General features: G+C 66.5%; 29 protein-coding genes. 4 read left to right on the forward strand and 25 right to left on the reverse strand.

What is annotated here, in order from left to right; translation table 11 throughout:
* Position 1: 1 nt before the first annotated feature.
* The 13 genes from rplX to rpsJ all read right to left on the reverse strand — a co-directional run bounded on the left by rplX (position 2) and on the right by rpsJ (position 6,142).
* Complete coding sequence (rplX, locus tag OYT95_RS05830; RefSeq protein ID WP_005239640.1) at positions 2–319, reverse strand: 50S ribosomal protein L24; 318 nt, start codon at positions 317–319, stop codon at positions 2–4.
* A complete protein-coding gene (gene rplN, locus OYT95_RS05835) occupies positions 319–687 on the reverse strand; it encodes a 50S ribosomal protein L14 (RefSeq protein WP_005239639.1) in 369 nt (122 codons plus the stop codon). Before rplN ends, rplX begins: the two co-directional genes overlap by 1 nt.
* A gap of 170 nt (positions 688–857) precedes the next feature.
* Complete coding sequence (gene rpsQ, locus OYT95_RS05840; RefSeq protein ID WP_005239638.1) at positions 858–1,139, reverse strand: 30S ribosomal protein S17; 282 nt, start codon at positions 1,137–1,139, stop codon at positions 858–860.
* Positions 1,136–1,372, reverse strand: a complete 237-nt coding sequence (rpmC, locus tag OYT95_RS05845) for a 50S ribosomal protein L29 (RefSeq protein WP_005239637.1) — start codon at positions 1,370–1,372, stop codon at positions 1,136–1,138. The genes rpsQ and rpmC overlap by 4 nt, the downstream gene beginning before the upstream one ends.
* Positions 1,372–1,788: a 50S ribosomal protein L16 gene (gene rplP / locus OYT95_RS05850; RefSeq protein WP_005239636.1), complete on the reverse strand. Its 417-nt coding sequence runs from the start codon at positions 1,786–1,788 to the stop codon at positions 1,372–1,374. The genes rpmC and rplP overlap by 1 nt, the downstream gene beginning before the upstream one ends.
* 3 nt (positions 1,789–1,791) lie before the next feature.
* Positions 1,792–2,598, reverse strand: coding sequence for a 30S ribosomal protein S3 (gene rpsC / locus OYT95_RS05855; RefSeq protein WP_005239635.1), 807 nt, complete (start codon positions 2,596–2,598; stop codon positions 1,792–1,794).
* Entirely contained in the window at positions 2,598–3,002 is a 405-nt protein-coding gene (rplV, locus tag OYT95_RS05860; RefSeq protein ID WP_005239634.1) for a 50S ribosomal protein L22, read from the reverse strand. Before rplV ends, rpsC begins: the two co-directional genes overlap by 1 nt.
* Complete coding sequence (rpsS, locus tag OYT95_RS05865) at positions 2,999–3,280, reverse strand: 30S ribosomal protein S19 (RefSeq protein WP_003940820.1); 282 nt, start codon at positions 3,278–3,280, stop codon at positions 2,999–3,001. The genes rplV and rpsS overlap by 4 nt, the downstream gene beginning before the upstream one ends.
* Before the next feature lie 13 nt (positions 3,281–3,293).
* Positions 3,294–4,130: a 50S ribosomal protein L2 gene (gene rplB, locus OYT95_RS05870; RefSeq protein WP_005239633.1), complete on the reverse strand. Its 837-nt coding sequence runs from the start codon at positions 4,128–4,130 to the stop codon at positions 3,294–3,296.
* Positions 4,131–4,171: 41 nt separating this feature from the next.
* Entirely contained in the window at positions 4,172–4,477 is a 306-nt protein-coding gene (gene rplW, locus OYT95_RS05875; protein WP_005239632.1) for a 50S ribosomal protein L23, read from the reverse strand.
* Positions 4,474–5,163, reverse strand: coding sequence for a 50S ribosomal protein L4 (gene rplD / locus OYT95_RS05880; RefSeq protein ID WP_037244693.1), 690 nt, complete (start codon positions 5,161–5,163; stop codon positions 4,474–4,476). Before rplD ends, rplW begins: the two co-directional genes overlap by 4 nt.
* Positions 5,160–5,816, reverse strand: coding sequence for a 50S ribosomal protein L3 (gene rplC / locus OYT95_RS05885; protein WP_009479366.1), 657 nt, complete (start codon positions 5,814–5,816; stop codon positions 5,160–5,162). Before rplC ends, rplD begins: the two co-directional genes overlap by 4 nt.
* Before the next feature lie 20 nt (positions 5,817–5,836).
* Positions 5,837–6,142, reverse strand: a complete 306-nt coding sequence (gene rpsJ, locus OYT95_RS05890) for a 30S ribosomal protein S10 (RefSeq protein ID WP_003938093.1) — start codon at positions 6,140–6,142, stop codon at positions 5,837–5,839.
* A 467-nt stretch (positions 6,143–6,609) separates the two neighbouring features.
* On the opposite strand from rpsJ, the gene OYT95_RS05895 reads away from it, so the two are divergent.
* The 4 genes from OYT95_RS05895 (at position 6,610) to OYT95_RS05910 (ending at position 10,000) form a co-directional block, all read left to right on the forward strand.
* Positions 6,610–7,086, forward strand: coding sequence for a hotdog fold domain-containing protein (locus OYT95_RS05895; protein WP_268790966.1), 477 nt, complete (start codon positions 6,610–6,612; stop codon positions 7,084–7,086).
* Between the two features lie 288 nt (positions 7,087–7,374).
* On the forward strand, positions 7,375–8,343 hold the full coding sequence (locus OYT95_RS05900) for an ATP-binding cassette domain-containing protein (RefSeq protein WP_112302219.1): 969 nt from the start codon (positions 7,375–7,377) through the stop codon (positions 8,341–8,343).
* Positions 8,340–9,155 carry an ABC transporter permease gene (locus OYT95_RS05905; protein WP_112302218.1) on the forward strand — a complete coding sequence of 272 codons (816 nt, stop codon included), beginning with the start codon at positions 8,340–8,342 and terminating at the stop codon, positions 9,153–9,155. Before OYT95_RS05900 ends, OYT95_RS05905 begins: the two co-directional genes overlap by 4 nt.
* On the forward strand, positions 9,152–10,000 hold the full coding sequence (locus OYT95_RS05910; RefSeq protein ID WP_128639107.1) for an ABC transporter permease: 849 nt from the start codon (positions 9,152–9,154) through the stop codon (positions 9,998–10,000). The genes OYT95_RS05905 and OYT95_RS05910 overlap by 4 nt, the downstream gene beginning before the upstream one ends.
* Positions 10,001–10,021: 21 nt before the next feature.
* Here the strand turns inward: OYT95_RS05910 and OYT95_RS05915 are convergent, their stop codons facing one another.
* From OYT95_RS05915 to OYT95_RS05970, 12 genes are all read right to left on the reverse strand, one after another.
* Complete coding sequence (locus tag OYT95_RS05915) at positions 10,022–10,399, reverse strand: hypothetical protein (RefSeq protein ID WP_112302216.1); 378 nt, start codon at positions 10,397–10,399, stop codon at positions 10,022–10,024.
* A 30-nt stretch (positions 10,400–10,429) separates the two neighbouring features.
* Complete coding sequence (locus tag OYT95_RS05920; RefSeq protein WP_268790967.1) at positions 10,430–11,617, reverse strand: MlaD family protein; 1,188 nt, start codon at positions 11,615–11,617, stop codon at positions 10,430–10,432.
* Positions 11,614–12,663 (reverse strand): MCE family protein, encoded by a 1,050-nt coding sequence (locus tag OYT95_RS05925; protein ID WP_268790968.1) that lies wholly within the window; start codon positions 12,661–12,663, stop codon positions 11,614–11,616. The genes OYT95_RS05920 and OYT95_RS05925 overlap by 4 nt, the downstream gene beginning before the upstream one ends.
* The gene (locus tag OYT95_RS05930; RefSeq protein WP_268790969.1) at positions 12,660–13,751 is read right to left on the reverse strand and encodes an MCE family protein; all 1,092 of its coding nucleotides are present in this window, start codon (positions 13,749–13,751) and stop codon (positions 12,660–12,662) included. Before OYT95_RS05930 ends, OYT95_RS05925 begins: the two co-directional genes overlap by 4 nt.
* Complete coding sequence (locus OYT95_RS05935; protein WP_268790970.1) at positions 13,748–14,788, reverse strand: MCE family protein; 1,041 nt, start codon at positions 14,786–14,788, stop codon at positions 13,748–13,750. Before OYT95_RS05935 ends, OYT95_RS05930 begins: the two co-directional genes overlap by 4 nt.
* The gene (locus tag OYT95_RS05940) at positions 14,785–15,801 is read right to left on the reverse strand and encodes an MCE family protein (RefSeq protein ID WP_128639111.1); all 1,017 of its coding nucleotides are present in this window, start codon (positions 15,799–15,801) and stop codon (positions 14,785–14,787) included. The genes OYT95_RS05935 and OYT95_RS05940 overlap by 4 nt, the downstream gene beginning before the upstream one ends.
* Complete coding sequence (locus OYT95_RS05945) at positions 15,798–16,850, reverse strand: MCE family protein (RefSeq protein WP_128639112.1); 1,053 nt, start codon at positions 16,848–16,850, stop codon at positions 15,798–15,800. The genes OYT95_RS05940 and OYT95_RS05945 overlap by 4 nt, the downstream gene beginning before the upstream one ends.
* Complete coding sequence (locus OYT95_RS05950; RefSeq protein ID WP_037244668.1) at positions 16,850–17,710, reverse strand: MlaE family ABC transporter permease; 861 nt, start codon at positions 17,708–17,710, stop codon at positions 16,850–16,852. The genes OYT95_RS05945 and OYT95_RS05950 overlap by 1 nt, the downstream gene beginning before the upstream one ends.
* Positions 17,710–18,519 (reverse strand): MlaE family ABC transporter permease, encoded by an 810-nt coding sequence (locus OYT95_RS05955; RefSeq protein ID WP_005239607.1) that lies wholly within the window; start codon positions 18,517–18,519, stop codon positions 17,710–17,712. Before OYT95_RS05955 ends, OYT95_RS05950 begins: the two co-directional genes overlap by 1 nt.
* A gap of 64 nt (positions 18,520–18,583) precedes the next feature.
* Complete coding sequence (gene fadD5 / locus OYT95_RS05960; RefSeq protein ID WP_268790971.1) at positions 18,584–20,176, reverse strand: fatty-acid--CoA ligase FadD5; 1,593 nt, start codon at positions 20,174–20,176, stop codon at positions 18,584–18,586.
* A gap of 126 nt (positions 20,177–20,302) precedes the next feature.
* Positions 20,303–21,094 (reverse strand): enoyl-CoA hydratase, encoded by a 792-nt coding sequence (locus OYT95_RS05965; RefSeq protein ID WP_268790972.1) that lies wholly within the window; start codon positions 21,092–21,094, stop codon positions 20,303–20,305.
* Positions 21,091–22,080, reverse strand: a complete 990-nt coding sequence (locus tag OYT95_RS05970) for an NAD(P)H-dependent flavin oxidoreductase (protein WP_268790973.1) — start codon at positions 22,078–22,080, stop codon at positions 21,091–21,093. Before OYT95_RS05970 ends, OYT95_RS05965 begins: the two co-directional genes overlap by 4 nt.
* Position 22,081: the final 1 nt, after the last annotated feature.

Consider the following 22,081-nt stretch of genomic DNA (forward strand, 5'->3'; position numbering starts at 1 on the left):
GTCAGATGTCCTTCCCGTTCTTCCGGGAAATCCGAACGCGCTTGCCGGACTCCTCGTCGGTCCGGTAGCCCACGCGAGTGGGGTTGCCGTCCGAGTCGACGACCGCGACGTTGGAAACGTGGATCGGGGCTTCCTGCGTGACGATGCCGCCGGAGGAAGCTCCGCGCTCGTTCGCGGAAACCGCGGTGTGCTTCTTGATGCGGTTCACGCCTTCGACGAGGACCTTGTTGGTCGCGGGGTAGGCCTGGATGACCTTGCCCTTCGCGCCCTTGTCCTTGCCGGCGATGACCAGCACGGTGTCACCCTTGTGCACCTTCATCACAGCACCTCCGGGGCGAGCGAGACGATCTTCATGAACTTCTTCTCACGCAGCTCACGGCCGACGGGGCCGAAGATGCGGGTGCCACGGGGATCGTTGTCCGGCTTGATGAGGACGGCGGCGTTCTCGTCAAACTTGATGTACGACCCGTCCGGACGGCGACGTTCCTTGGTGGTACGGACGATGACGGCCTTGACGACCTCGCCCTTCTTGATGTTTCCACCCGGGATGGCGTCCTTGACGGTGGCGACGATGATGTCACCGATCCCGGCGTAGCGGCGAGACGAACCACCGAGAACGCGGATGCAGAGAATCTCCTTGGCACCCGTGTTGTCGGCGACGCGCAGCCGCGACTCCTGCTGAATCACTTACTTCTCCTTGACCTGGACTGTTGCACGGCAGATTTCCGACCCGACGTGCGCGGTCTGCACCCGTGCCCTGCGAGAGGGGCCGCCCGGGTGGGCGGCACAACGGTGGGGTTGCCGTGCGTCTGCCGCAAGGCAACCCCACCATCGTACTGGATGCATAATTCGGTTTCTTACTTGGCCTTCTCGAGGACCTCGACGAGACGCCAGTGCTTGGTCGCGGACAGCGGACGGGTCTCCATCAGCTGCACGCGGTCACCGATGCCTGCGACGCCGTTCTCGTCGTGCGCCTTCACCTTGCTGGTGCGCCGGATGATCTTGCCGTAGAGCGGGTGCTTGACCCGGTCCTCGAGCTCGACCACGATCGTCTTCTCCATCTTGTCGGAGACGACGTATCCGGTGCGGACCTTGCGGCTGCCGCGCTCTTCAGTGCTCACTGCTTTTTCCTCACTCATGCCGCGTCACCTGCGTCCGGACCAACGGCCAGCCCGAGCTCACGCTCACGCAGAACGGTGTAGATACGCGCGATCTCGTGACGAACGGTACGAAGTCGACGGTTGTTGTCCATCTGACCCGTGGCCATCTGGAAACGAAGGTTGAACAGCTCTTCCTTCGACTCACGAAGCCGGGTGACCAGCTCTTCCTCGGTGAGCTCGCGGAGCTCTGCGGCTGGGGTTCCAGTAGCCATCAGAACTGCTCCTCCCTTGTCACGATCCGGCACTTGCACGGGAGCTTGTGCATCGCGCGGCGCAGGGCCTCACGAGCGATCTCCTCATTGGGGTAGCTCATCTCGAACATCACGCGACCGGGCTTGACGTTCGCGATCCACCACTCGGGCGAACCCTTACCGGAACCCATGCGGGTTTCGGCCGGCTTCTTGGTGAGGGGGCGATCCGGGAAGATGTTGATCCAGATCTTGCCGCCACGCTTGATGTGCCGGGTCATGGCGATACGAGCGGACTCGATCTGCCGGTTGGTGATGTAGGCCGGCTCGAGAGCCTGGATGCCGTAGTCACCGAAGGTCACCTGGGTTCCACCCTTGGCGGCACCCGAACGGCTCGGATGGTGCTGCTTGCGGTGCTTGACCCGCCGTGGGATCAACATGCGTCAGCCCTCCTTCTGTTCAGTCGTAGCGGGTGCATCGGCGGTGGCGGTCGCTGCGCGGCCGGCCTCGGTGCTGGTCGCGGTGGTGCCGGTGGCACCGGAACGACGGGGACGGCTCGGACGCTCACGGCGCGGGCGGTCGCCTGCGGGAGCAGCCACGTTGGCGGCCAGCTCACGCTTGCCACCGACGATGTCGCCCTTGTAGATCCAGACCTTCACGCCGATGCGGCCGAAGGTGGTCTTGGCCTCGTAGAGGCCGTAGTCGATGTCCGCGCGAAGCGTGTGCAGCGGCACACGGCCTTCGCGGTAGAACTCCGACCGGGACATCTCGGCGCCGCCGAGACGACCGGAGCACTGAACGCGGATTCCCTTGACGTTCGGCTGACGCATGGCCGACTGGATGGCCTTGCGCATGGCGCGACGGAAGGCGACACGGTTCGAGAGCTGCTCGGCCACACCCTGTGCGACGAGCTGAGCCTCGGCCTCGGCGTTCTTGACCTCGAGGATGTTCAGCTGGACCTGCTTGCCGGTCAGCTTCTCGAGCTCGGAACGGATGCGATCGGCTTCGGCGCCGCGGCGGCCGATGACGATGCCCGGGCGAGCGGTGTGGATGTCCACACGCACACGGTCACGGGTGCGCTCGATCTCGACCTTCGCGATGCCCGCGCGCTCCATGCCGGTGGCGAGGAGCTTACGGATCGCGACGTCTTCCTTGACGTACTCCGCGTACTGCTTGTCTGCGTACCAGCGAGACTTCCAGTCGGTGGTGATGCCGAGGCGGAAGCCGTGCGGGTTGATTTTCTGGCCCACTACTGAGCACTTCCCTTCCGGCGATTACGGGTCGATGTTCCGGTCTTCGGCAGGCTCTCCACGATCACGGTGATGTGACTGGTGCGCTTGCGGATACGGAACGCACGTCCCTGTGCACGCGGCTGGAACCGCTTGAGGGTCGCGCCCTCGTCCACGAACGCCGTGGCGACGACAAGCGTGCTCGGGTCGAGGTCGAGGTTGTTCTCGGCGTTGGCTGCTGCGGAGGCGATCACCTTGGCGACCGGCTCGCTCGCTGCCTGCGGCGCGAACTTCAGGATGTTCAGGGCGTCTTCAACCGAACGCCCGCGGACCAGGTCCACAACACGACGCGCCTTCATCGGCGTGACGCGCACGTGGCGCGCTACTGCCTTGGCGGTCGGGTTGGCGGTTTCGGTGTTGCTCATCGCCTCTTCGCCTTCCGATCATCCTTGATGTGACCCTTGAACGTGCGGGTCGGTGCAAACTCTCCGAGCTTGTGTCCGACCATCGAGTCGGAAACGAACACGGGGACGTGCTTGCGGCCGTCGTGAACCGCAAACGTGTGGCCGATGAAGTCCGGGATGATCGTGGAACGACGGGACCAGGTCTTGATGACCTGCTTGGTTCCCTTTTCGTTCTGCACGTCCACCTTCGCGAGGAGGTGGTCATCGACGAACGGGCCCTTCTTGAGGCTGCGTGGCATCCTTCACTCCCTCCTAGCGCTTGTTCTTGCCGGTACGGCGACGACGGACAATGAGCTTGTCGCTCGCCTTGTTCTTGCGGGTGCGGCCCTCGGGCTTGCCCCACGGGCTGACCGGGTGGCGACCACCGGAGGTCTTACCCTCACCACCACCGTGCGGGTGGTCGACCGGGTTCATCACGACACCACGGACGGTCGGGCGCTTGCCCTTCCAGCGCATACGGCCGGCCTTGCCCCAGTTGATGTTCGACTGTTCGGCGTTGCCGACCTCACCGATCGAGGCGCGGCAGCGAACGTCGACACGACGGATTTCGCCGGACGGCATACGCAGCGTGGCGTACGTGCCTTCCTTACCGAGCAGCTGGATGCTGGATCCGGCCGAGCGGGCCATCTTGGCGCCGCCACCCGGGCGGAGTTCCACCGCGTGGATGGTGGTACCCGTCGGGATGTTGCGCAGGGGCAGGTTGTTGCCGGGCTTGATGTCGGCGCCTGCGCCGGACTCGACCGGAGCACCCTGAACCAGGCCCTTGGGGGCGATGATGTAGCGCTTCTCGCCGTCCGCGTAGTGCAGCAGGGCGATACGCGCGGTGCGGTTGGGGTCGTACTCGATGTGAGCGACCTTGGCCGGCACGCCGTCCTTGTCGTTGCGACGGAAATCGATCAGCCGGTAGGCGCGCTTGTGTCCGCCACCCTTGTGCCGGGTGGTGATACGACCGTGTGCGTTACGTCCACCGCGTCCGTGGAGCGGGCGAACCAGCGACTTCTCGGGGGTCGACCGAGTGATCTCGGCGAAGTCCGAGACGCTCGAGCCACGACGGCCCGGGGTAGTCGGCTTGTACTTACGGATTGCCATGAGTCTTCTCGTCCTCTATGTCTCGTCAAGTCCCGGGCGCTTTACGCGACCGGTCCTCCGAAGATCTCGATGGGCTTGCTGTCGGCCGAGAGGGTCACGAGCGCGCGCTTGGTGTCCTTGCGCTTGCCGTAACCGAACCGGGTCCGCTTGCGCTTGCCCTGACGGTTGGCGGTGTTGACGCTGGTCACGGTGACGCCGAAGATCTTCTCGACGGCAATCTTGATCTGCGTCTTGTTCGAGTCCGGGTGCACCAGGAAGGTGTAGGTGCCTTCCTCGATCAGTCCGTAGGACTTCTCGGAGATGACCGGGGCGAGCAGGATGTCGCGGGGATCGGCGATGGTGCTCACTTGCCCTCCTCCTTGTTCTCTTCCTGGGCGGTCTCGGCGGGCCCGTGGATGAACGCGTTCAGCGCCTCGACGCTGAACACGACGTCATCGCTGTTGAGCACGTCGTAGGTGTTGAGCTGGTCGGGTGCGATGGGGTGCACGCCGTCCAGGTTCTGCACGCTCTTCCAGGCCGCGATGTCCTCGCGTCCGACGACGAGCAGGACCTTCTTGCGATCCGAGATCTCGCCGAGGAAGGTGCGGGCAGTCTTCGTGGACGGAGTCTGACCGGCAACCAGTTCGGTGATCACGTGGATGCGCTCGTTGCGGGCCCGGTCGGAGAGGGCTCCGCGCAGGGCGGCGGCCTTCATCTTCTTGGGGGTCCGCTGGCTGTAGTCGCGCGGCTGCGGGCCGTGGACGGTGCCACCGCCGGCGAACTGCGGTGCACGGGTCGAGCCCTGACGAGCGCGGCCGGTGCCCTTCTGGCGGTACGGCTTCTTGCCACCGCCGCGAACCTCGCCGCGGGTCTTGGTGGCGTGGGTGCCCTGGCGTGCAGCAGCGAGCTGCGCGACGACAACCTGGTGGAGAAGCGCGATGTTGGCAGGCGCGTCGAAGATCTCCGCGGGGAGATCGACGGTGCCGTTGGTCTTGCCGCCGGCGACCTTGACGTCCAGCGTCAGCTTGGTCGTCGATGTCTCGGTGCTGGTCATGCTCGTGCACCACCCTTCACTGCACTCTTGACGATCACGAGGCCACCCTTGCGGCCGGGGATCGCACCCTTGATCAGCAGCAGGCCGTTCTCGGCGTCCACCTTGTGAACGGAGAGGTTCTGCGTCGTGATGCGGTCGCTACCCATGCGGCCGGACATGCGCATGCCCTTGAACACGCGGCCCGGAGTGGCGCAACCACCGATGGAACCGGGGCGACGGTGAACGGCCTGCGCACCGTGCGATGCACCCTGACCGGCGAAGCCGTGGCGCTTCATGGTTCCGGCGAAGCCCTTACCCTTGCTGGTTCCGGTGACGTCGACGTAGGCGCCGTCCTCGAAGACCTCGGCGGTAAGTTCCTGGCCGACCTCGTACTCCGAGGTGTCGGCAACGCGGAGCTCCACAACGTGGCGGCGCGGGGTGACGCCGGCCTTGGCGAACTGGCCGGAAGTCGGCTTGTTCACCTTGCGCGGGTCGATGGCGCCGAACGCGAGCTGCACGGCGCTGTAGCCGTCACGCTCTTCGGTACGAATCTGGGTCACGACGTTCGGTCCGGCCTTCACGACGGTGACCGGAACGACCCGGTTGTTCTCGTCGAAGACCTGGGTCATGCCGAGCTTGGTGCCCAGGATTCCCTTGATCTTGGTATCAGTCATTGTTTTTGTCTCCGCCGCGCTCACTGAATGTTGACGTCGACGCTGGCCGGAAGGTCGATGCGCATGAGCGCGTCAACCGTCTTGGGCGTCGGGTCGAGGATGTCGATAAGCCGCTTGTGAGTACGCATCTCGAAGTGCTCGCGCGAGTCCTTGTACTTGTGCGGCGAGCGGATGACGCAGTACACGTTCTTTTCGGTCGGCAACGGCACGGGTCCAACGACGCGGGCCCCGGTACGGGTCACCGTCTCGACGATCTTGCGCGCTGACGCGTCGATCGCCTCATGGTCGTAGGCCTTGAGCCTGATGCGGATCTTCTGTCCCGCCACGCTTAGTGTCCTTTTCTTGCCGCGTTTCGTAGTCCCACCCGAGTCGGGCCGAACTACCTCGTCTGCACAGTCCCTTACCTGGGCCGCAACTGTCCGAACGCTAGGCGACCGGGACACACCCGATCCGCTGCCGCTGTTCATCTGTCATGGTTCTCCGGTACACGCGGTCGGGCGTGTCGCCCTCCCACTCATTCTCCGACCCGGAACTTTTCAGCTTTTCGGGCCGGGAACGCGTACCGGATGCACTCGAATTCGAGTGCCAGTAGGTACTGCTTCCGTCTTGCATGTGGCCGCGAGCAGGTCATAGTGATCTACACCGCGACGTTTCACCCCACCTGTTTCGGGCCGCAAACGATCGCGTCCCAGACAAGGCAACCCGACCAGTATGCCGTACCAGGCGGGAGACTTCAAACCGGGCTCCATCCCTCCCGCCATCGCCCGAACTTACTCTGAAGTAAGATGTGGCGATGACGACCTCGAGTCCCACGTACGCCGCGTGGCAGAAGCTCCCCGACAACGCGCTCGGACATGCCCTCTTCTCCGTCGGCATGTGTCTCCGCGTCCCCTACTTCGGCTCGGTACTCCCCCGCGTCGTCGAGATGCGGCCCGGCCGCTGCGAGGTCCGCGCCCCGAAATGGTGGGGCGTCCGCAACCACCTGGGCACGTTCCACGCGATCGCGGCGTGCAATCTCGCCGAGGCCGCCATGGGCATGCTGTCCGAGGCGACCGTGCCCTCGACCCACCGGTGGATCCCGAAATCGATGACGGTCGACTACCTCGCCAAGGCGAACGGAACGCTGCGCGCCGTCGCGGAACTGCCGGACCTGCCGGACTTCACCGCGATCACCGCGGGCGCCGACGTCGTCGTGCCGGTGCGCATTTTCGACGGACAAGGGGTAGAAGTGGTCCACGCCGACATCACGACGTGGGTCACGCCGCGGTAGAACGCGAAAGGCGCATGTCGAAGGTCACATTCGTCCTGGAGTTCGCGGAAGCGACCCGAATTGCCGTGTGGCACATCCCCGGAGCCGGAACGTCGCGGCACAGCACGACCTTCCGGCCGGACGGGACGGGTTTCCGCGGTGCTCGCCGAGGCCGAAGTGGTACAGACGTCCGGCATTCATCGCGTACCTGTCTTCACGCGTTACAGAAGATTTCCCCTCCCGTTCCTCGGACGCGAAGGTGTTCCCCGGTCTGCCTTGATCACCCTCTTCGCGTGACATACTCGGGACATGCCAGCAGCTGACACCGCCGTTCTTGTCGAGGGAATCGAGAAATCCTTCGGTGACGTAGCAGCGTTGCGGGGTGTGAGCTTCGAGGTGCCCCGCGGCACGGTCCTGGGCATCCTGGGCCCCAACGGCGCAGGGAAGACCACCACCGTCAACGTGCTGTCCACTCTGCTGCGACCCGATGCGGGCCGCGCGTTCGTCGCCGGCCACGACGTCGTCGAGGAGTCGGCGAACGTCCGTCGCAGCATCATGATGACGGGCCAGTACGCCGCACTCGACGAGTCGCTGACCGGCCGCGAGAATCTGGTGCTCTTCGGCCGCCTGATGGGCCTGCCCAAGGCGTCCGCGAAATCGCGCGCGCAGGACCTACTGACACAGTTCGATCTGATCGAGGCCGGCGACCGGAAGGTGTCCGGATATTCCGGAGGTATGCGCCGGCGGGTCGACATCGCCTGTGGCCTGGTGATCCGCCCCGAGGTGGTGTTCCTCGACGAGCCCACCACCGGCCTCGACCCCCGCAGCCGTCAGGGCGTGTGGTCCCTCGTGTCCGCGCTGAAGGAGCAGGGCATCACGATCCTGCTGACCACGCAGTACCTCGAAGAGGCCGACCTGCTGAGCGACAACATCGTCGTCATCGACAAGGGCACCGTGATCGCCGAGGGCACGGCCGACGAACTGAAGGCCCGGACCGGCGGAAGCTATTGCGAGGTCGTCCCGGTGAGTCTCGACGACCTGCCGCGCGTCCGGGAGATCCTCACGAGCCTGTGCCCACCCGGCCGGGTCATCGAAGAAGGCACCGACCGGTTGTCGATTCCCGCCGAACACGGCGCCCAGACCCTCGCCGAGGTTCTGCGCCGCCTCGACCTCGCCGGGGTCACACTCGCCGACATCGCCCTGCGGCGCCCGTCCCTCGACGACGTCTTCCTCTCCCTCACCGGTCACGTCCGCGTCGACGAGAGCCTGCCGTCGTGACGGCGCCCGCCCAGCTCGGATTCGAGAGTGCCCTCGAGGGCAGGCACCGGCGACCACATCCCTCGACCGTCCAGCAGTGGATTGCGCTGTCCCAGCGGAACCTGCACACGATGTGGGTATTCGGTCAGTTCTTCATCGCGGTATTGGCGCCGTTGATCTTCACCATCGGCTTCTACCTACCGCTGCGCCTGGTGATGAAGTTCCAGGGCATCGACTACGCGCAGTTCGTCATGCCGATCATCGTCCTGCAGGCCATGGCGTTCACCGCGATCTCGGCGGCGCACCGCGCGGCCACCGAGGCGTCGAACGGAATGAACGCCCGGTTCCAGACGATGCCGGTCGGGGCGGCGGTCCCACTGGCATCGCGCATGACCGCGTGCCTCGTGCACTCGACGATCTCTCTGGTCGCCGCGATCGGATACGGATATGCGATCGGCTTCCGGTTCGCAGGCGGCTTCGCGCTGACCGCGGCGTTCTGCGGTCTGGCGATGCTGATCGGGTTCACGCTCACGACGGGCGCCGACGCACTCGGCACCCTGACCCGGAGCCCCGAGGTCACCAGTCAGGCGTTGACACTCCCCCAGTTGATCCTCGGCATGTTCTCCTCGGGTTTCGTTCCGGTGACGCAGTTCCCGGAGTGGGCACAGGGCTTCGTGCGGAATCAGCCCATCTCGCAGTTCTCCTCGTCCATGCGTGCCATGACGGAAGGCACGATCACGTTCCAGCAGCTGACACCCACCCTGTTGTGGTGCGGAGGGCTGGCACTGGTCTTCATTCCGTTGTCGATCTGGTCGAATGTGAGGCGCGGATGACCACCGAGTACCGATCCGACACACCGGCGACGGTGACATTCCCCGAGGTGCTCGAACCCCACCCGGAGAACTCCTTCGCCGCGCTCTTCTCACACAGCCTGCTGCAGACCAGACGACTTCTTCTCCGCTGGGCGCGCGACCCGTACACCATGCTTCAGGCGATCGTGTACCCGTCGTTGATGTTGCTGATGTTCTGGGCGGTGCTCGGGATCTCGATCACCAAGGCCACCGGGGTCAACAGCGTGTACGGGACCGTTCCGATGATCACGCTCGTCGGCGCGATGTTCGGATCCATCGCGGGCGGTCTGTCGCTGAAGAAGGAATGGGCGGACGGGCTTCTGAGCCGGTTCTGGGTGCTGCCCGTCCACCGCGCGTCGGGCCTGCTGAGCCGTCTGATGGCCGAATCCGTGCGGATCGTGCTCACCACGGTGCTGATCATCGCCGTCGGTTTCGCCATCGGGTTCCGGTTCGATCAGGGGATTCTCGCCGGTATCGCCTTGATGCTGCTGCCGCTGCTGTTCGGGGTGAGTTTCGCGACGATGGTGACCGCACTCGCCGTCAACGCGGCGAAGGCGCCGCTCGTCGAACTCCTCTCCCTGCTGTGCACGCTTCTGCTGTTCTTCAACTCGGGATTCGTACCCACCGGCGCCTACCCCACCTGGCTTCAGCCGTTCGTGGAGAACCAGCCGATGTCGTGCGCAATCGACGCGATGAAGGGACTGTCGATGGGCGGACCCGTCGCGGAACCACTGCTCAAGACCGTCGCATGGTCGCTTGCCGGGCTGCTGATCTTCACCTACCCCGCGGTGCGCGGCTATCGCCGGGCCGCGGGCAACCCGGCGTAGCCCCCTCTCATCCCCCCGAGTTCAGAAGAGTCTGATGCCCGCCAACCGGTGACGTACCGCCGTTGCAGGCGTCAGCAGCCAGTCGACCGTCTCGACGATCCTGCCGACGCGCAGCAGTAGCTCGTCGAGGTCCTGCTCCGTTGCCGCCAGCGACCCGACGACGCCGTCCACCGACCGGACCGTGCCGGCGAAGGTGTCGAGGCCGTCGGCGAACCTGTCCAGCAACGCGTCGAACCTGCCCAGCACGCGGGCGAATTCGTCGAGGGACGTCCCGATCTCGTGTGCCACCCCGTCGACGCGGCCGATCGTGACGTCGGCATTGAGTGCGGCCTGGGTGAGTCTCCTGATACGGCCGGCCGTGTCGACGCCGGCCGCCGCGTCACCCGTCGGTCTACTCATCGATGTTCTCTCCTCGGCTCGTGCGCGGACCTAGCGCGGGGTGTGCCCCGTGAGTGGGGGTTCGATCACCAGCGGATCGTCCGCGGCCGGCGGTCCGTAGACGCCGCCGTTCCTCGTCGCGTTCTCCTGACCCAGGTCGTCCGGTCGTGGAACGTTCACGGCGCCCCGCTGCTCCAGGTACTGCTGCGACTGGCACGTCCAATCCAGGGCGGGCTGACTCGGTTCCGCGTCGGTCACCAGACGGCGCGGGGCGTCGTACACGCACATCGGCCCCTGCGTTCCGACCAGGAGAAGGTCGGCGAGTCCGCCCTTCTCGATCGACGCGATCTTCGGCAGCGCGCCGGGCATGATCGTCAGGCCGTACTCGAGGGAGGGTGTGCGGTCACCGACGATCCGGGTGGGGAGAACCAGATTCGCCATCAGGGCGCCCAGTGAGTCCCGATTTCCCGACAGCAACGAGTCCAGGCTGGCCATCGTCTGCGGCGAGCGCCCGAGCAGGTCGACGAGCGCGGAGTCGTGGGCCCGCAACTGTTCGAGGACGCTCCGGGCGGTGCTCGCCGATTCCGGCAGAGCGGCGGTGAGGCCGTCCGCGGTGTCCAGGAGCGGCATGCCCTTGTTCACGATGGTCGACAATGCGTCGGTGCGGGTTTCGAGTGTCCGGGCGATCTCGGCGGAACCGTCGAGCAGGTTCTGCAGGTCGGGTCCCGTGCCCCCGAAGGCGGTGCCGAACGTGTCGGCCAGCGACGACAGAGCGGTGACGTCCATCGAGTTCACGAGGTTGGTGGTTTCGACGAGGGTCGCGTCGAGCGAGCGCGGGATTCCTTCCTCCGGAACCTCGACGACGTCGCCGTCCGCGAGGTACGGCGGGTCCGCGCCGTCGGGCATGATGTCGAGCGCCTGGATGCCGATCGCGTTCTCGGTGGTGATCTTCGCGGTCGAACCGGCAGGCACCCGGGTTCCGGGATGCAGTTCGATGCCGAGGACGACGCCCGTCCCTTCGGGGTTCACGTCGACTGAGCTGATCGTGCCCACTCCGACGCCGCGATAATTGACGGACGCTCCCTGGGCGAGGCCGGCGGCGTGGTCGAGCCGGGCACTCAGGTGAATGGGACTTTCGAACGTGTCCGGGCCGGCGACGTACCGCAGCCCGAACAGCATCGCGGCGATCGAGATCACGAGGAACAGGACCAACTGCGCCACCACGTGACGTGTCATCATCGGACGCCTCCGCCGAGTACCTCGGGCAGCGTGCGGGCTTCCGGCACCTCGAGCGGAGCCGATCCGGTGAGCAACTTGGCGATGACGGCGGTGACGTCGAACGTTCCGTCGAACGTCGTGTAGTCGCCGGGTGTGGCCGCGGCGAATCCGCCGAGGAACGTCGCCACCGAATTCAACGTCGGCGCGAGTTGTGACTCGAACCCGTCGAGTGCCGTGAGCACGGCTCCCGCGTCGCTGATCTCGGCCGACAGTTCGGATCCGGCGCTGCCGAGGACGTGCTGTGCCTCGCGACTGAGACGGGACGCCTCCCCCATCAGCGCGACGATCTGATCTCGTTGCGAGACCAGGAGATCCACTGCAGGCGCGAGGCCGGTCATTGCCCGATCGAGGGTCGGTTGCCCCGCGGCGAGTTCCGCCGCGAAGGCGTTGGACGCCACCATCGCCCGGTCGAGTTCGTCCCGATGGTCGTCGACGACGCCCAGTGTGTCGTTCAGCATGTCCACCAGTTCCCGGACCTTGTCCGAGCGGCCCGTGAAGGCGACGGTCAATTCGTTCATGATGGCGTGCATCTGGTCGATGCCGCTGCCGTTCAGCACGGTGGCCAGCGCGGCCAGGCCGCTCTCGATGTCGGGACCGCGCGACGTCCGATCCAAGGGGATGGTGTCGCCCTCGCTCATCGGCGCGCCCGCCGCGTGCCCGACGTCGAGCCGGACGAAGGGATTGCCGAGGGCCGTGGGCAATTCGATCCGGGCCGTCGCATCCCGCGGTATCGGGACGTCGTCGCGGATCCGCATCTCGATGTGAGCGGTGAAGTCCCGGGTCGACACGTCCGAGACGCGGCCCACCACCTCCTGACCCACCCGGACCTCGGCGCCTGGGACCACGCGATCGACTCCGCCGAACTGCGCGGAGATCTGATACGACGGACCGTCCGGCGAACGGCCCACCGACAGATCCTGCAGGCTCAGCGAACACCCTGCGGCGGGCAGCGTCACACCGACGATCAGCGCCGCCGTCAGCGACTTCGTTTTCGTCCGGATCGTCATCGTCCTCCGACCATGAGTTCGCGCAACCCGAACGGGTCGGACATGCTGGGCGGAAATTGAATCGGGTTGGTGATTCCCGCTCCGCGGCAGAGGATCGGATCGACTACCGCGCAGAGCGGGGACGTCGGCTCGGCCTGCGCCAGGTTGGTGGAGATGTTCAGCCGGATGCGGGCGCGCTGGTCCGGGGTGACCGCGCGCTGAATGTTGTCGATCAGCAAGGGCACCAGATCCATGATCTCGGCGAGGTCGGTGTCGTGCCTCTGCAGCACCTCGCTCACTCCGGCGAGGTTGTCGATGCCTGCGGCGACGTCGCCGCCCCTGGCGGACACGAGTTGGTCGATCTGGTTCAGCAGCGCGGACAACTGGTTCACCGTGTCGCCGATCGCGAACTGCTGGCCGGCGAACTCGTCCCCGATCGCGGTGAGCGAACCGGCGAGTGAATCGACCTGCGCCTGACGCGACGAGATCGTGTTCACGAGCACCTCGAGGTTGTCGACGAGCGCGCCGACGTCCGCGCTGTTGCCTGCGATCACCGAACTCGCCTGCGACAGTGTGCGGATGGCGTCGTTCATCGCGGGACCGAGGCCGTCCGTGGACGCGGCGGCAGCGGAGATCGCGGCGCCGGCGTCGCCTCCGTCCGGGCCGAGCGCCTCGACGACGGTGTCGACGCTGTCCATCAACTGGTCCCAGGTGATGGGCGAATGACTGCGTTCGGGTGGAATGGTCTGCCCACTCTCGAACACCGGGCCGCCGGTGTACGCGGGACCGAGTTCCACGAAGCGCTCACCGATCGCGGACGTCACCAGCACGTACGCGTTCGCGTCCGCGGGCAGCACGACGTCCGACGCGACGGACATCGTGACCATCACGGTCGCACCTCTCGGCTCGACCGCCTCGACGGTGCCCACCGGAACACCGAGCACCGAGACCTTGGTGCCGGGGAACACGCCGTTGACGTAGGCGAATTCGGAATGCACGACGGTGGACGAGGTGCGGAAGATCAGCAGCCAGCCGGCCACGACGATCGCCACCACGAGGGCGAGCACGCCGCCGATCCCGGCGGCCCTGCGCGCGATGCCCGCGTTCACGAGCACCCCGTGATCAGCCCGACGACGCAGAGCAGGTTGTCGGCGATCACGGCCGACGGCGCCGAGACGTCGGCCCAGTCACCGGTCCCGGTCGCGTTCACGAGTGCCCTCGCGGCCGGCGCACCCGTGGTCAGGAGCGCGTCGAGGTTCGCGAGGTTGGCCTGCAGCCGGTCCGTCACCTGTCTCGCGTTCGCGAGCAGTGAATCCAGCTCGGCGGTGTTCTCGCCCAGGAACTGGGATGCCTGTGCGACGAGCGCCTGGAGATCGTCGACCATCTGGCGGATGGCCGCACGCCGGGTGGCGAGCGTGTTCATCACGACGTCCGCGTTGCCGAGCAGGGTGGTGAGCTGATCCTGCTGACCGACCAGCACGTCAGTGAGGGTCCGCGAGCTGTCGAGTAGCTGCGTGACCTGATCGGCGTTCTTCGCCAGGATCGCGGACGCCGCACTCACACCCGCCAGTGCCTCCCGGTTGAGGTTCGCGTCCTGCGGCAACGTGTCCGTCACGACAGCGAGCATCTTCTGCAGTCCCCCGAGATCCAGTTCGTCCGCCGTCTCGATCGCGGACGACCCGATGTCGTCGAGTGAGTACGGAACGCTGGTGCGGCGGAGTGGAATCACCCCGTCGTCCTCGAGGTCTCCCGGCCCCGACGGTGCCACGTCCAGATATCGCTTGCCGAGGATGGTCGACAGCTTCACCCCCGCGGACGTCGTCGATCCGAGGTGACGTTCACCGTCGAGCCGGAAGTGGACGACCACGTGATCGCCCGCCAGGTCCACTCCGGTGACCCGGCCGGCGGGGACACCCGCCACGTACACGTAGTCCGAATCGGTCAGGCCCGCCGCGTTCGCGAGTTCGGCCGTGTAGCCGTCGGTCCGCACGGCGAAGCTCACCCGCGGGATCACCAGAACCAGCGCCAGCGCCAGTGTTGCCGCGAGAATTCCTGCGATCCCGACGATCAGCGGGTTGACGGGCCGCACTCGCTGATTTCCGGCCAGCGAGTCCCAGACGTCGCGCACCTTTTCGGTGACACTCATTGGCAGTACCTCGAATGCAGGTCGGGACCGAGGGCGCCTTCGCGACCGTCGACGTTGACGATGAAGGTGCACAGGTAGATGTTGAGCCACGAGCCGTACGAGCCCGAGCGGTCGACGGACGAGAAGAATTGCGGCATGGCCACCATCAGGTGATCGAATTCCGGGTTGGCGCCCAGCATCGCCCCCGTCAGCGAATGGAGCTGTTGCACGGTGCGGCTGAGTTCCGGGACGCGCCCGTCCACGATCTGCAGCGCCGAGCGGCTCACCGCCGCACTCTGATCGAGGGTGTCCATGAGAACCTCGTTGTTCTCGGCGAGCATTCCGGTGAACTGGGTGAGGCTGTCGACGAGGTGGGACAGCTCGGGACCCCGCGCCGCCGCCGTGCCCACCACCACCTCGAGGTTTCGGATGAGATCGCCGATCAGCTGGTCGTGATTCGCCAGGTTGCCGGTGACGTCGGCCACCCTGCGCAGCAGGGTTTCCATGCTCGTCTTCCTGCCGTCGAACACGGCGACGACTTCGGTGGCGAGTGCGTTGACCTGTTTCGGGTCGATGGCGTCGAACAGTGGCTTGAATCCGTTGAAGAGACTGGTGAGATCGAGTGCGGGCGACGTTCGGTCGAGCGGGATCGTGTCGCCCTCCCCGAGCGTGCCCTCGCCCGACGGCCCGGCCGCGAGATCGAGATACCGGACCCCCAGCAGGTCGCCGTATCGGATGGCGACGGTGGTGTCGGCGGGCAGTTCCTGATCGCGCTGGACCTCGAAGTCCACCAGGGCGGTAGCACTTCCGGCGTCGCCGTCGACGATGTCGATCGAATCGACGCGTCCCACCCGCACGCCGGCGATCGTGACGTCGCTGCCGGGAGTGACCCCCTGGGCGTCGGTGAACAACGCCTTGTACGTCACGGTCTGCCCCTCGACCGGCACCCGCAGAGTGTTCACCACGAGCACGGCCGAGAGGATGCCGAGAACGGCGAAGATCGCCAGTTTGATTGCCGAGTTCCGGACGCTCATCCTCCGCCACCTCCCCCGCAGTTCGGTCCGTCCACGCCGGGATACCGCGGGCAGTCGGCCGACGTGTAGGGCCGCGGGTTGGACAGGTCCGCGGCAACGCGGACCGCGAACTTGCCGGTGGAGAAGACGGCGGCGCCGGCCTCGCCGAACGGGCCTGCCTCGTCGAGGGTGGCCCGCAGCAGATCGGACTTGCTGGCCATGGTGCCCAGGGTCGGCGCGACGTTCAGGGCCACCGCGATCATGTTGTCCGCGTTCTGTTCCAGTACGTCGCCTGAGTTCCTCGACACGACGAGTGAGGCGGCGAGGAAACCGGTGAAGCTGTCGGTGTTCTCGACGAGAGTGCTCGACAGGGACACCGCCGCGTCCATGGTGGCGAGGACGTCCGGTGCGGCCGCGGCCAGCTGCTCACTGATCCGGGCGATCTGCGGCGCCCGCTCCGCGACCGACTCGACGAGCGGCGCGGTCGATGTCGCCACCGTGTGGAGGCTGTCGATGGTGTGCCCCAACTGCTCGCCGCGGCCGCGTAACGCGTCCGCGACGGCGCTGAGTGCGGCCTGCATCTGCTCGGGCTTCACCCGCGACAGCATGTCGTAGACCTTCGAGTACAGGTCGTACATCTGCACGGTCTCTGCCGAGGTGTCGGGTTGCAGCCGCGCGCCGGCCTCGAGTCGGGCGCCCCCGGTTCCGGCGGTCGACACCAGCTCGACGGTCTGGTCGCCGAACAGCGTGCGGGGCACGACCCGCACCTGGACGGACGCCGGGATGTGACGCATCTGTTCCGGACGGAGACTGATGTCCATACCCGTCTCGTTCATTCCGGGGTCGACACTCGACACGGTCCCCACGGTCGCCCCCTTGTAGGACACCGTGGTGTGCGACTTCACTGCACCGGCGTCGGCCGGTAGCGTCGCTGTCACCACTGGATCGGTGACGATCGCACCGGTGCCGAAACCGACCAGCAATGCCGATCCCAGGATCAGGACGGCCACTCCGATCACCCCCCGCACGGCGAGTGCGCCGTTGCCCGGTCCCCCCGGGCGGCCGCGCATCACGGCAACCCCAGGGCGGGGGCGGACGGGACGAGTCCCCACAGTGAGAGTGTCAGCAGCAGGTCGACGATGCCGATGGCGAGGATGCTGGTCCGCAAGGCGCGTCCGGCCGCACGGCCGACGCCCTCCGGGCCGCCGTACGCGTGGTACCCGTACGAGCAGTGGACGAGCGCGATGATCGTCGCGAACACGACAGCCTTGACGAACGAGTACACGACGTCGGTGGGTGTGAGCATGAGATGGAAGTAGTAGTCGTAGGTTCCGGCCGACTGCCCGCCGAACGTGACGATCACCAGCCGCGAAGCCAGGTACGACGACAGCAGGCCGACGATGTACAACGGGATCACACAGATCAGGCACGAGACGAGTCGTGTGCTCGCGAGGAACGGCAGCGACCGGATCGCCATCGCGTCCAGCGCGCTGATCTCCTCCGAGATGCGCATGGCTCCGAGCTGGGCGGTGAACCCGGTTCCGACCTTCGCCGCGAGCGCGATGCTGGCGATCACGGGCGCCAGTTCGCGGGTGTTGAGGATCGCTGACAGAAGTCCGGACAGGGATCCCATGCCGAGCAGGTCCAGTCCGCGCAGCCCCTCGATGCCCACCTGCGTCGCGGCGACGGCGGACATCGCGAAGACGACGCCGATCGCTCCGCCGCCGGCGAGCAGCGTGGCACCGCCGAAACTGATGTCGCCGATCTGACGCATGATGTGCCGCCAGTACTTCACGATCGCGAGGGGAACTCCGGCGATCACGCTGCCGTAGAACGTGAATTCCCGGCCCAGCCCCGTCATCAGGTCGAGGGGCTGGCGGGACCGGGCCCGCACCCAGTGCACGGCGGGCCATCTGGTGCTCACGACCATCAGTAACCACCTACCGGGACGACGAGAACGGAATAGAGCTGACTGAGCACCGTGTTGACGATGAAGACCAGGATGAAGGCCAGGACCACGGCCTCGTTGACGGCGTCGGCGACACCGCTGGGCCCGCCCTTGGCGTGCAGCCCCTTGAAGCTGGCGACGAGCGCCGACGTCACCGCGAACGCCATCGATTTGACGAGGGCGACCACGAAGTCCGACAACCGCGTGTACTGGGACAATGCGGTGAGAAAGCTTCCCGCCGAACTGTTCTGGACGACCACCTGGAAGAGGAAGCAGGCCGACACTCCGACGGCGGTGACCATCGCGCACAGTGCGACGCCGACGATCACCGCTGCGAGCACTCGCGGGACCACCAGCCGCTCGATCACGTTGAGCCCGAGTACCTCCATGGCCTCGACCTCTTCGCGGATCGTCCGCGAGCCGAGGTCGGCGCAGATCGCGGACCCTCCGACGCCGGCCAGCATCAGCGCGCAGACCAGGGCGGACGCCTGCCCGACGATCACGAACCCCACGACCGCCCCGGTGTACCCCTCGGCGCCGAGCTGACCGGCGAGGCTACCGATCGTGACGGCAATGAGGACTCCGATGGGGATCATCAACAGCAGGGCGGGCGCCGAGGTGACCGACGCGATCCGCCAGGCCTGGTCCAGCAGTTCCCGCCAGGCCAGTTTGCGCCGCACCAGAACTCGCACCGCGGCCACCGTAGTCGCGATCGAGAATCCGATGAGTGCGCCGACTTCGTTGGCGAAATGACTCACGGGCCCTTTGGCGGGTGGCAACTCGAATGTCACGCGGTCCTCCCCCGGTGCCGGTCACCGCTGAGCGGCGACCGGCCTCGAGATGTTCGATACGGGGTCAGACGACCGCGACGCCGGTTGCGCCGTGGGCCTTTCGGAGTTCGCCTTTGACGACCTTGCCGCTGGCGTTGCGGGGAAGTGCGTCGACGATCACGACGTCTTTCGGGTGCTTGTACCGGGCGAGCTTGCCGTCGAGCCACGCCGCGAGTTCGTCCACGGTCAGGTCGGATCCCTCGTCGTCGAGTGCGACGACGGCGACGGGCACCTCGGTCCACTTGGGATCGGGCCGGCCGACGACGGCGGCCTCCCGGATCCGCGGGTGTCCGAACAGGACGTTCTCCACCTCGGCGCAGTAGATGTTCTCGCCGCCGGAGATGATCATGTCCTTCTTTCTGTCGACGACGTAGACGAATCCTTCGTCGTCCTGCCGCACGAGATCTCCGGAGTGGAACCACCCACCGGCGAATGCGTCCGCCGTGGCGGCCGGGTTCTGCCAGTACTCGAGCATCATCGTCGGTCCGCGGTAGACGATTTCGCCGACGGTCCCGGGCGCGACGTCGTTCATGTCGTCGTCGACGACGCGCGTCTGGATCGTCGGGATCGGCTTGCCCACCGAACCCAGCTTGCGGATCGCGTCGTCCCCGTCGAGCACGCAGGTGATGGGCGACATCTCGGTCTGCCCGAACACCGCGACGATGAGCGCCTGCGGGAACGTGTCCGCCATGGTGCGCAGCACCGTATCCGAGGCGGGCGCCGCACCCCAGCTGATGACGCGGAGGGCGAGATCGCGACCCCGGACGGTCGGGTCGGCGCAGACGGCCTGCCACTGCACCGGCACGAGGAACACCGTCGTGATCCGCTCCTGCTCCCACACGTCGAGCATCTCGGTGGGGTTGAACGCCTTGAGCGGGTGAATCACCGTGGTGCTGCCGAGCATCAGCATCGGGGCGACGGAACCGAGTGCGGCCACGTGGAACACGGGGGACGCGAGGAATCCGATGTCGTCGCCGCGGTCGTAGCGCATCGCGCGGATGCAGGTGATGGATTGTCCGACCATGTTCGAGTGCGACAACACCGCACCCTTGGGTGTACCCGTCGTTCCGGACGTGTAGAGAATCAGGGACGGTGTGTCCTCGGGCAGATCGACGGGCGCATACGCCGGGCCGGCCTCCGACACGAGTTCTTCGTAACCGAGCACGTCGGCTTCCGTGTCGGCGCCGATGTTCACGACCAGGCTCAGTTCGGGAACGTCCTGACGCACCGCGGCGACCAGCGGCGCGAGCGCGGGCTCGGTGAACACCGCACGGGCCCCCGAGTCGCGGGCGATGAACGCGACCTCGGGCGGGGTGAGCCGGAAGTTGATGGGGACCGCGATGGCACCGAGGGCATTGATCGCGAGAACCGCTTCGAAGAACTCGGTGCGGTTGAGGGTGAGCAGCAGGACACGGTCGCCGAAGTTCACACCGCGCCGGGACAGTGCGCCGGCGAGCGCCTCTGATCGGTCGTGCAATTCGCGCCAGGTCGTACTGTGGCCGAGAAAGCGGAACGCGGCCTGATCGGGCTTCATCTCCGCGTGTGACGCAACCCAGTTGTTCCAGTGGTTGCGGCGGGATTGCAGTGGCTGCTCCAGCAGCTCGCTACGTGACGACATGTGGTGGTGGTCCCTTCGCTGTACTCGTGCCCGGCGCCCGTGTGCCTGTTCGGACCTGCACCGAGCTGTGACGAGTATTACAGATCTCGACGTCTATCGGAACAGTCTTGTTAACCGCAATTCGCATCAGTTCCGGAAGTTCGGAGCGCGTTTCGCGAGCATGGCGGTAACCCCTTCGACGAAGTCGGGGGCGTGCAGCAGTTCCGCCTGGCCCGCCTTCTCGCGGTCGAGTGCTGCATCCAGAGCTGTCAGCGTCGCTGCGGTGAGTGCCCGCTTGGTGAGTTCGATGGCCCGCCTCGGACCATTAGCCAGCCGGGCCGCCACGGCATCGACGTGCGTGCCGAGTTCGTCGGGAGGGAGGACACCCGCGATCAGGCCCTCCCGCTCCGCCTCCGCGGCTTGTAGGCGCTCGCCGAGGAGAGCCATCCGGGTGGCCCGCGCCCGGCCGATGGACGCCGCGATCAGCGCGCTGGAACCGCCGTCGGGCATCAGCCCGATGTTGACGAACGCGAGGAGTAGATACGCGGTCTCGGAGGCATACGTCAGATCGGCAGTCAGAGCGATGGACGCCCCGACCCCCGCGGCCGCCCCGTTCACCTGCGCGATGACCGGAACCGGCAACTCGACGATGGCACGAACCACCCTGTTCGCGGAGTCCATCACCACCTCCGCGGGTGCTTCCCGGCCTCCGGCCGCGGCGGCCGCCGCGAGGTCCGCGCCCGTGCTGAACGCCTTGCCCGCGCCCGCGATGACCACGACGCGAACAGTGGAGTCCGTGGCGGCTGCGGTCAGCACGTCGCCCAGCGCCGTCATGTGTGCCAGGTCGAGGGCATTCATCCGGTCGGGGCGGTCGATCGTGATCCGGAGGATCCCGGCCTCGTTGACGACGCGCAGCCCGTCGACCGCCGGGGCGGTCACGACACTGCTCCGATGCGCGAGTCGACCGTGCGCGCGAGCCGTCCGGTGATGATCGATTCCGCCTCCGTGACCATCCGGGTCACGAGCTCGCGCACGGTCGGGATGTCGTCGATCAGGCCCTGACTCTGTCCCGCGGTCCAGATTCCGGCGTCGAGATCGCCCGCTTCGAACACCGTGCGCCCCCGGGCTCCGGCGACGAGATGCTGGATGTCGGCGAATTCGCAGCCACGGGACTCGATGTCGACCACCTCGGTACTGACCGCGTTGGTCGCGACGCGGGCGGTGTTGCGAAGGGAACGGAAGATGAGTTCGGTGTCGCGTTCGGTGTTGGCGACGATCTGTTCCTTGACGGCGTGTGCAACCGGGGATTCGACGGTGCAGTTGAATCGGGTGCCCATGTTCACGCCGTCGGCGCCGAGTGCGAGCGCTGCGACGAGACCGCGCGCATCCGCGATACCGCCGGACGCGATCACGGGGATCGTGAGCTTTCGGGTGGCGGCCGGGATCAGGATCAGGCCCGCGACGTCGTCCTCACCGGGGTGGCCTGCGCATTCGAAGCCGTCGATGCTGACGGCGTCGACACCGACCTGTTCCGCCTTCACCGCGTGCCGCACGCTGGTGCACTTGTGGATCACCTTGATCCCCGCGTCCTTGAGGTGCGGGAGGTGGTCCACCGGATTGGAGCCGGCGGTCTCGACGATGCCGATTCCGGAATCGATGATCGCCTGGCGGTACTCGGCGTACGGCGGCGGATTGATCGACGGGAGGATGGTGAGATTCACGCCGAACGGTTTGTCGGTGAGCTCCCGCGTGCGGGCGATCTCCGCGACGAGATCTTCGGGAGTCGGCTGGGTGAGCGCGGTGAGAAATCCGAGCGCCCCCGAATCGGCGACGGCCGCGACGAGTTCGGCACGGCCGACCCACATCATGCCACCCTGGACGATCGGGTGCTCGACACCGAAGGCCTCGGTGAATTTCGTCCTCATG

The organism is Rhodococcus sp. JS3073 (genome assembly GCF_026810085.1).
Classification (GTDB): domain Bacteria; phylum Actinomycetota; class Actinomycetes; order Mycobacteriales; family Mycobacteriaceae; genus Rhodococcus_F; species Rhodococcus_F wratislaviensis.

Bases quoted from the DNA above. Each gene is read 5' to 3' on its own strand.
- rplD (WP_037244693.1), bottom strand. From the start codon at position 5,163: ATGACCAGCACCGAGACATCGACGACCAAGCTGACGCTGGACGTCAAG.
- OYT95_RS05935 (WP_268790970.1), bottom strand. From the start codon at position 14,788: ATGAGTGTCACCGAAAAGGTGCGCGACGTCTGGGACTCGCTGGCCGGA.
- rplV (WP_005239634.1), bottom strand. From the start codon at position 3,002: ATGAGCAACACCGAAACCGCCAACCCGACCGCCAAGGCAGTAGCGCGC.
- OYT95_RS05945 (WP_128639112.1), bottom strand. From the start codon at position 16,850: ATGCGCGGCCGCCCGGGGGGACCGGGCAACGGCGCACTCGCCGTGCGG.
- OYT95_RS05940 (WP_128639111.1), bottom strand. From the start codon at position 15,801: ATGAGCGTCCGGAACTCGGCAATCAAACTGGCGATCTTCGCCGTTCTC.
- rpsS (WP_003940820.1), bottom strand. From the start codon at position 3,280: ATGCCACGCAGCCTCAAGAAGGGCCCGTTCGTCGATGACCACCTCCTC.
- fadD5 (WP_268790971.1), bottom strand. From the start codon at position 20,176: ATGTCGTCACGTAGCGAGCTGCTGGAGCAGCCACTGCAATCCCGCCGC.
- OYT95_RS05915 (WP_112302216.1), bottom strand. From the start codon at position 10,399: ATGAGTAGACCGACGGGTGACGCGGCGGCCGGCGTCGACACGGCCGGC.
- OYT95_RS05950 (WP_037244668.1), bottom strand. From the start codon at position 17,710: ATGGTCGTGAGCACCAGATGGCCCGCCGTGCACTGGGTGCGGGCCCGG.
- rplP (WP_005239636.1), bottom strand. From the start codon at position 1,788: ATGTTGATCCCACGGCGGGTCAAGCACCGCAAGCAGCACCATCCGAGC.
- rpmC (WP_005239637.1), bottom strand. From the start codon at position 1,372: ATGGCTACTGGAACCCCAGCCGCAGAGCTCCGCGAGCTCACCGAGGAA.
- OYT95_RS05925 (WP_268790968.1), bottom strand. From the start codon at position 12,663: ATGACGATCCGGACGAAAACGAAGTCGCTGACGGCGGCGCTGATCGTC.
- OYT95_RS05910 (WP_128639107.1), top strand. From the start codon at position 9,152: ATGACCACCGAGTACCGATCCGACACACCGGCGACGGTGACATTCCCC.
- OYT95_RS05970 (WP_268790973.1), bottom strand. From the start codon at position 22,080: ATGAGGACGAAATTCACCGAGGCCTTCGGTGTCGAGCACCCGATCGTC.
- rplC (WP_009479366.1), bottom strand. From the start codon at position 5,816: ATGACTGATACCAAGATCAAGGGAATCCTGGGCACCAAGCTCGGCATG.
- OYT95_RS05920 (WP_268790967.1), bottom strand. From the start codon at position 11,617: ATGATGACACGTCACGTGGTGGCGCAGTTGGTCCTGTTCCTCGTGATC.
- OYT95_RS05900 (WP_112302219.1), top strand. From the start codon at position 7,375: ATGCCAGCAGCTGACACCGCCGTTCTTGTCGAGGGAATCGAGAAATCC.
- rplX (WP_005239640.1), bottom strand. From the start codon at position 319: ATGAAGGTGCACAAGGGTGACACCGTGCTGGTCATCGCCGGCAAGGAC.
- rpsQ (WP_005239638.1), bottom strand. From the start codon at position 1,139: ATGAGTGAGGAAAAAGCAGTGAGCACTGAAGAGCGCGGCAGCCGCAAG.
- rplB (WP_005239633.1), bottom strand. From the start codon at position 4,130: ATGGCAATCCGTAAGTACAAGCCGACTACCCCGGGCCGTCGTGGCTCG.
- OYT95_RS05895 (WP_268790966.1), top strand. From the start codon at position 6,610: ATGACGACCTCGAGTCCCACGTACGCCGCGTGGCAGAAGCTCCCCGAC.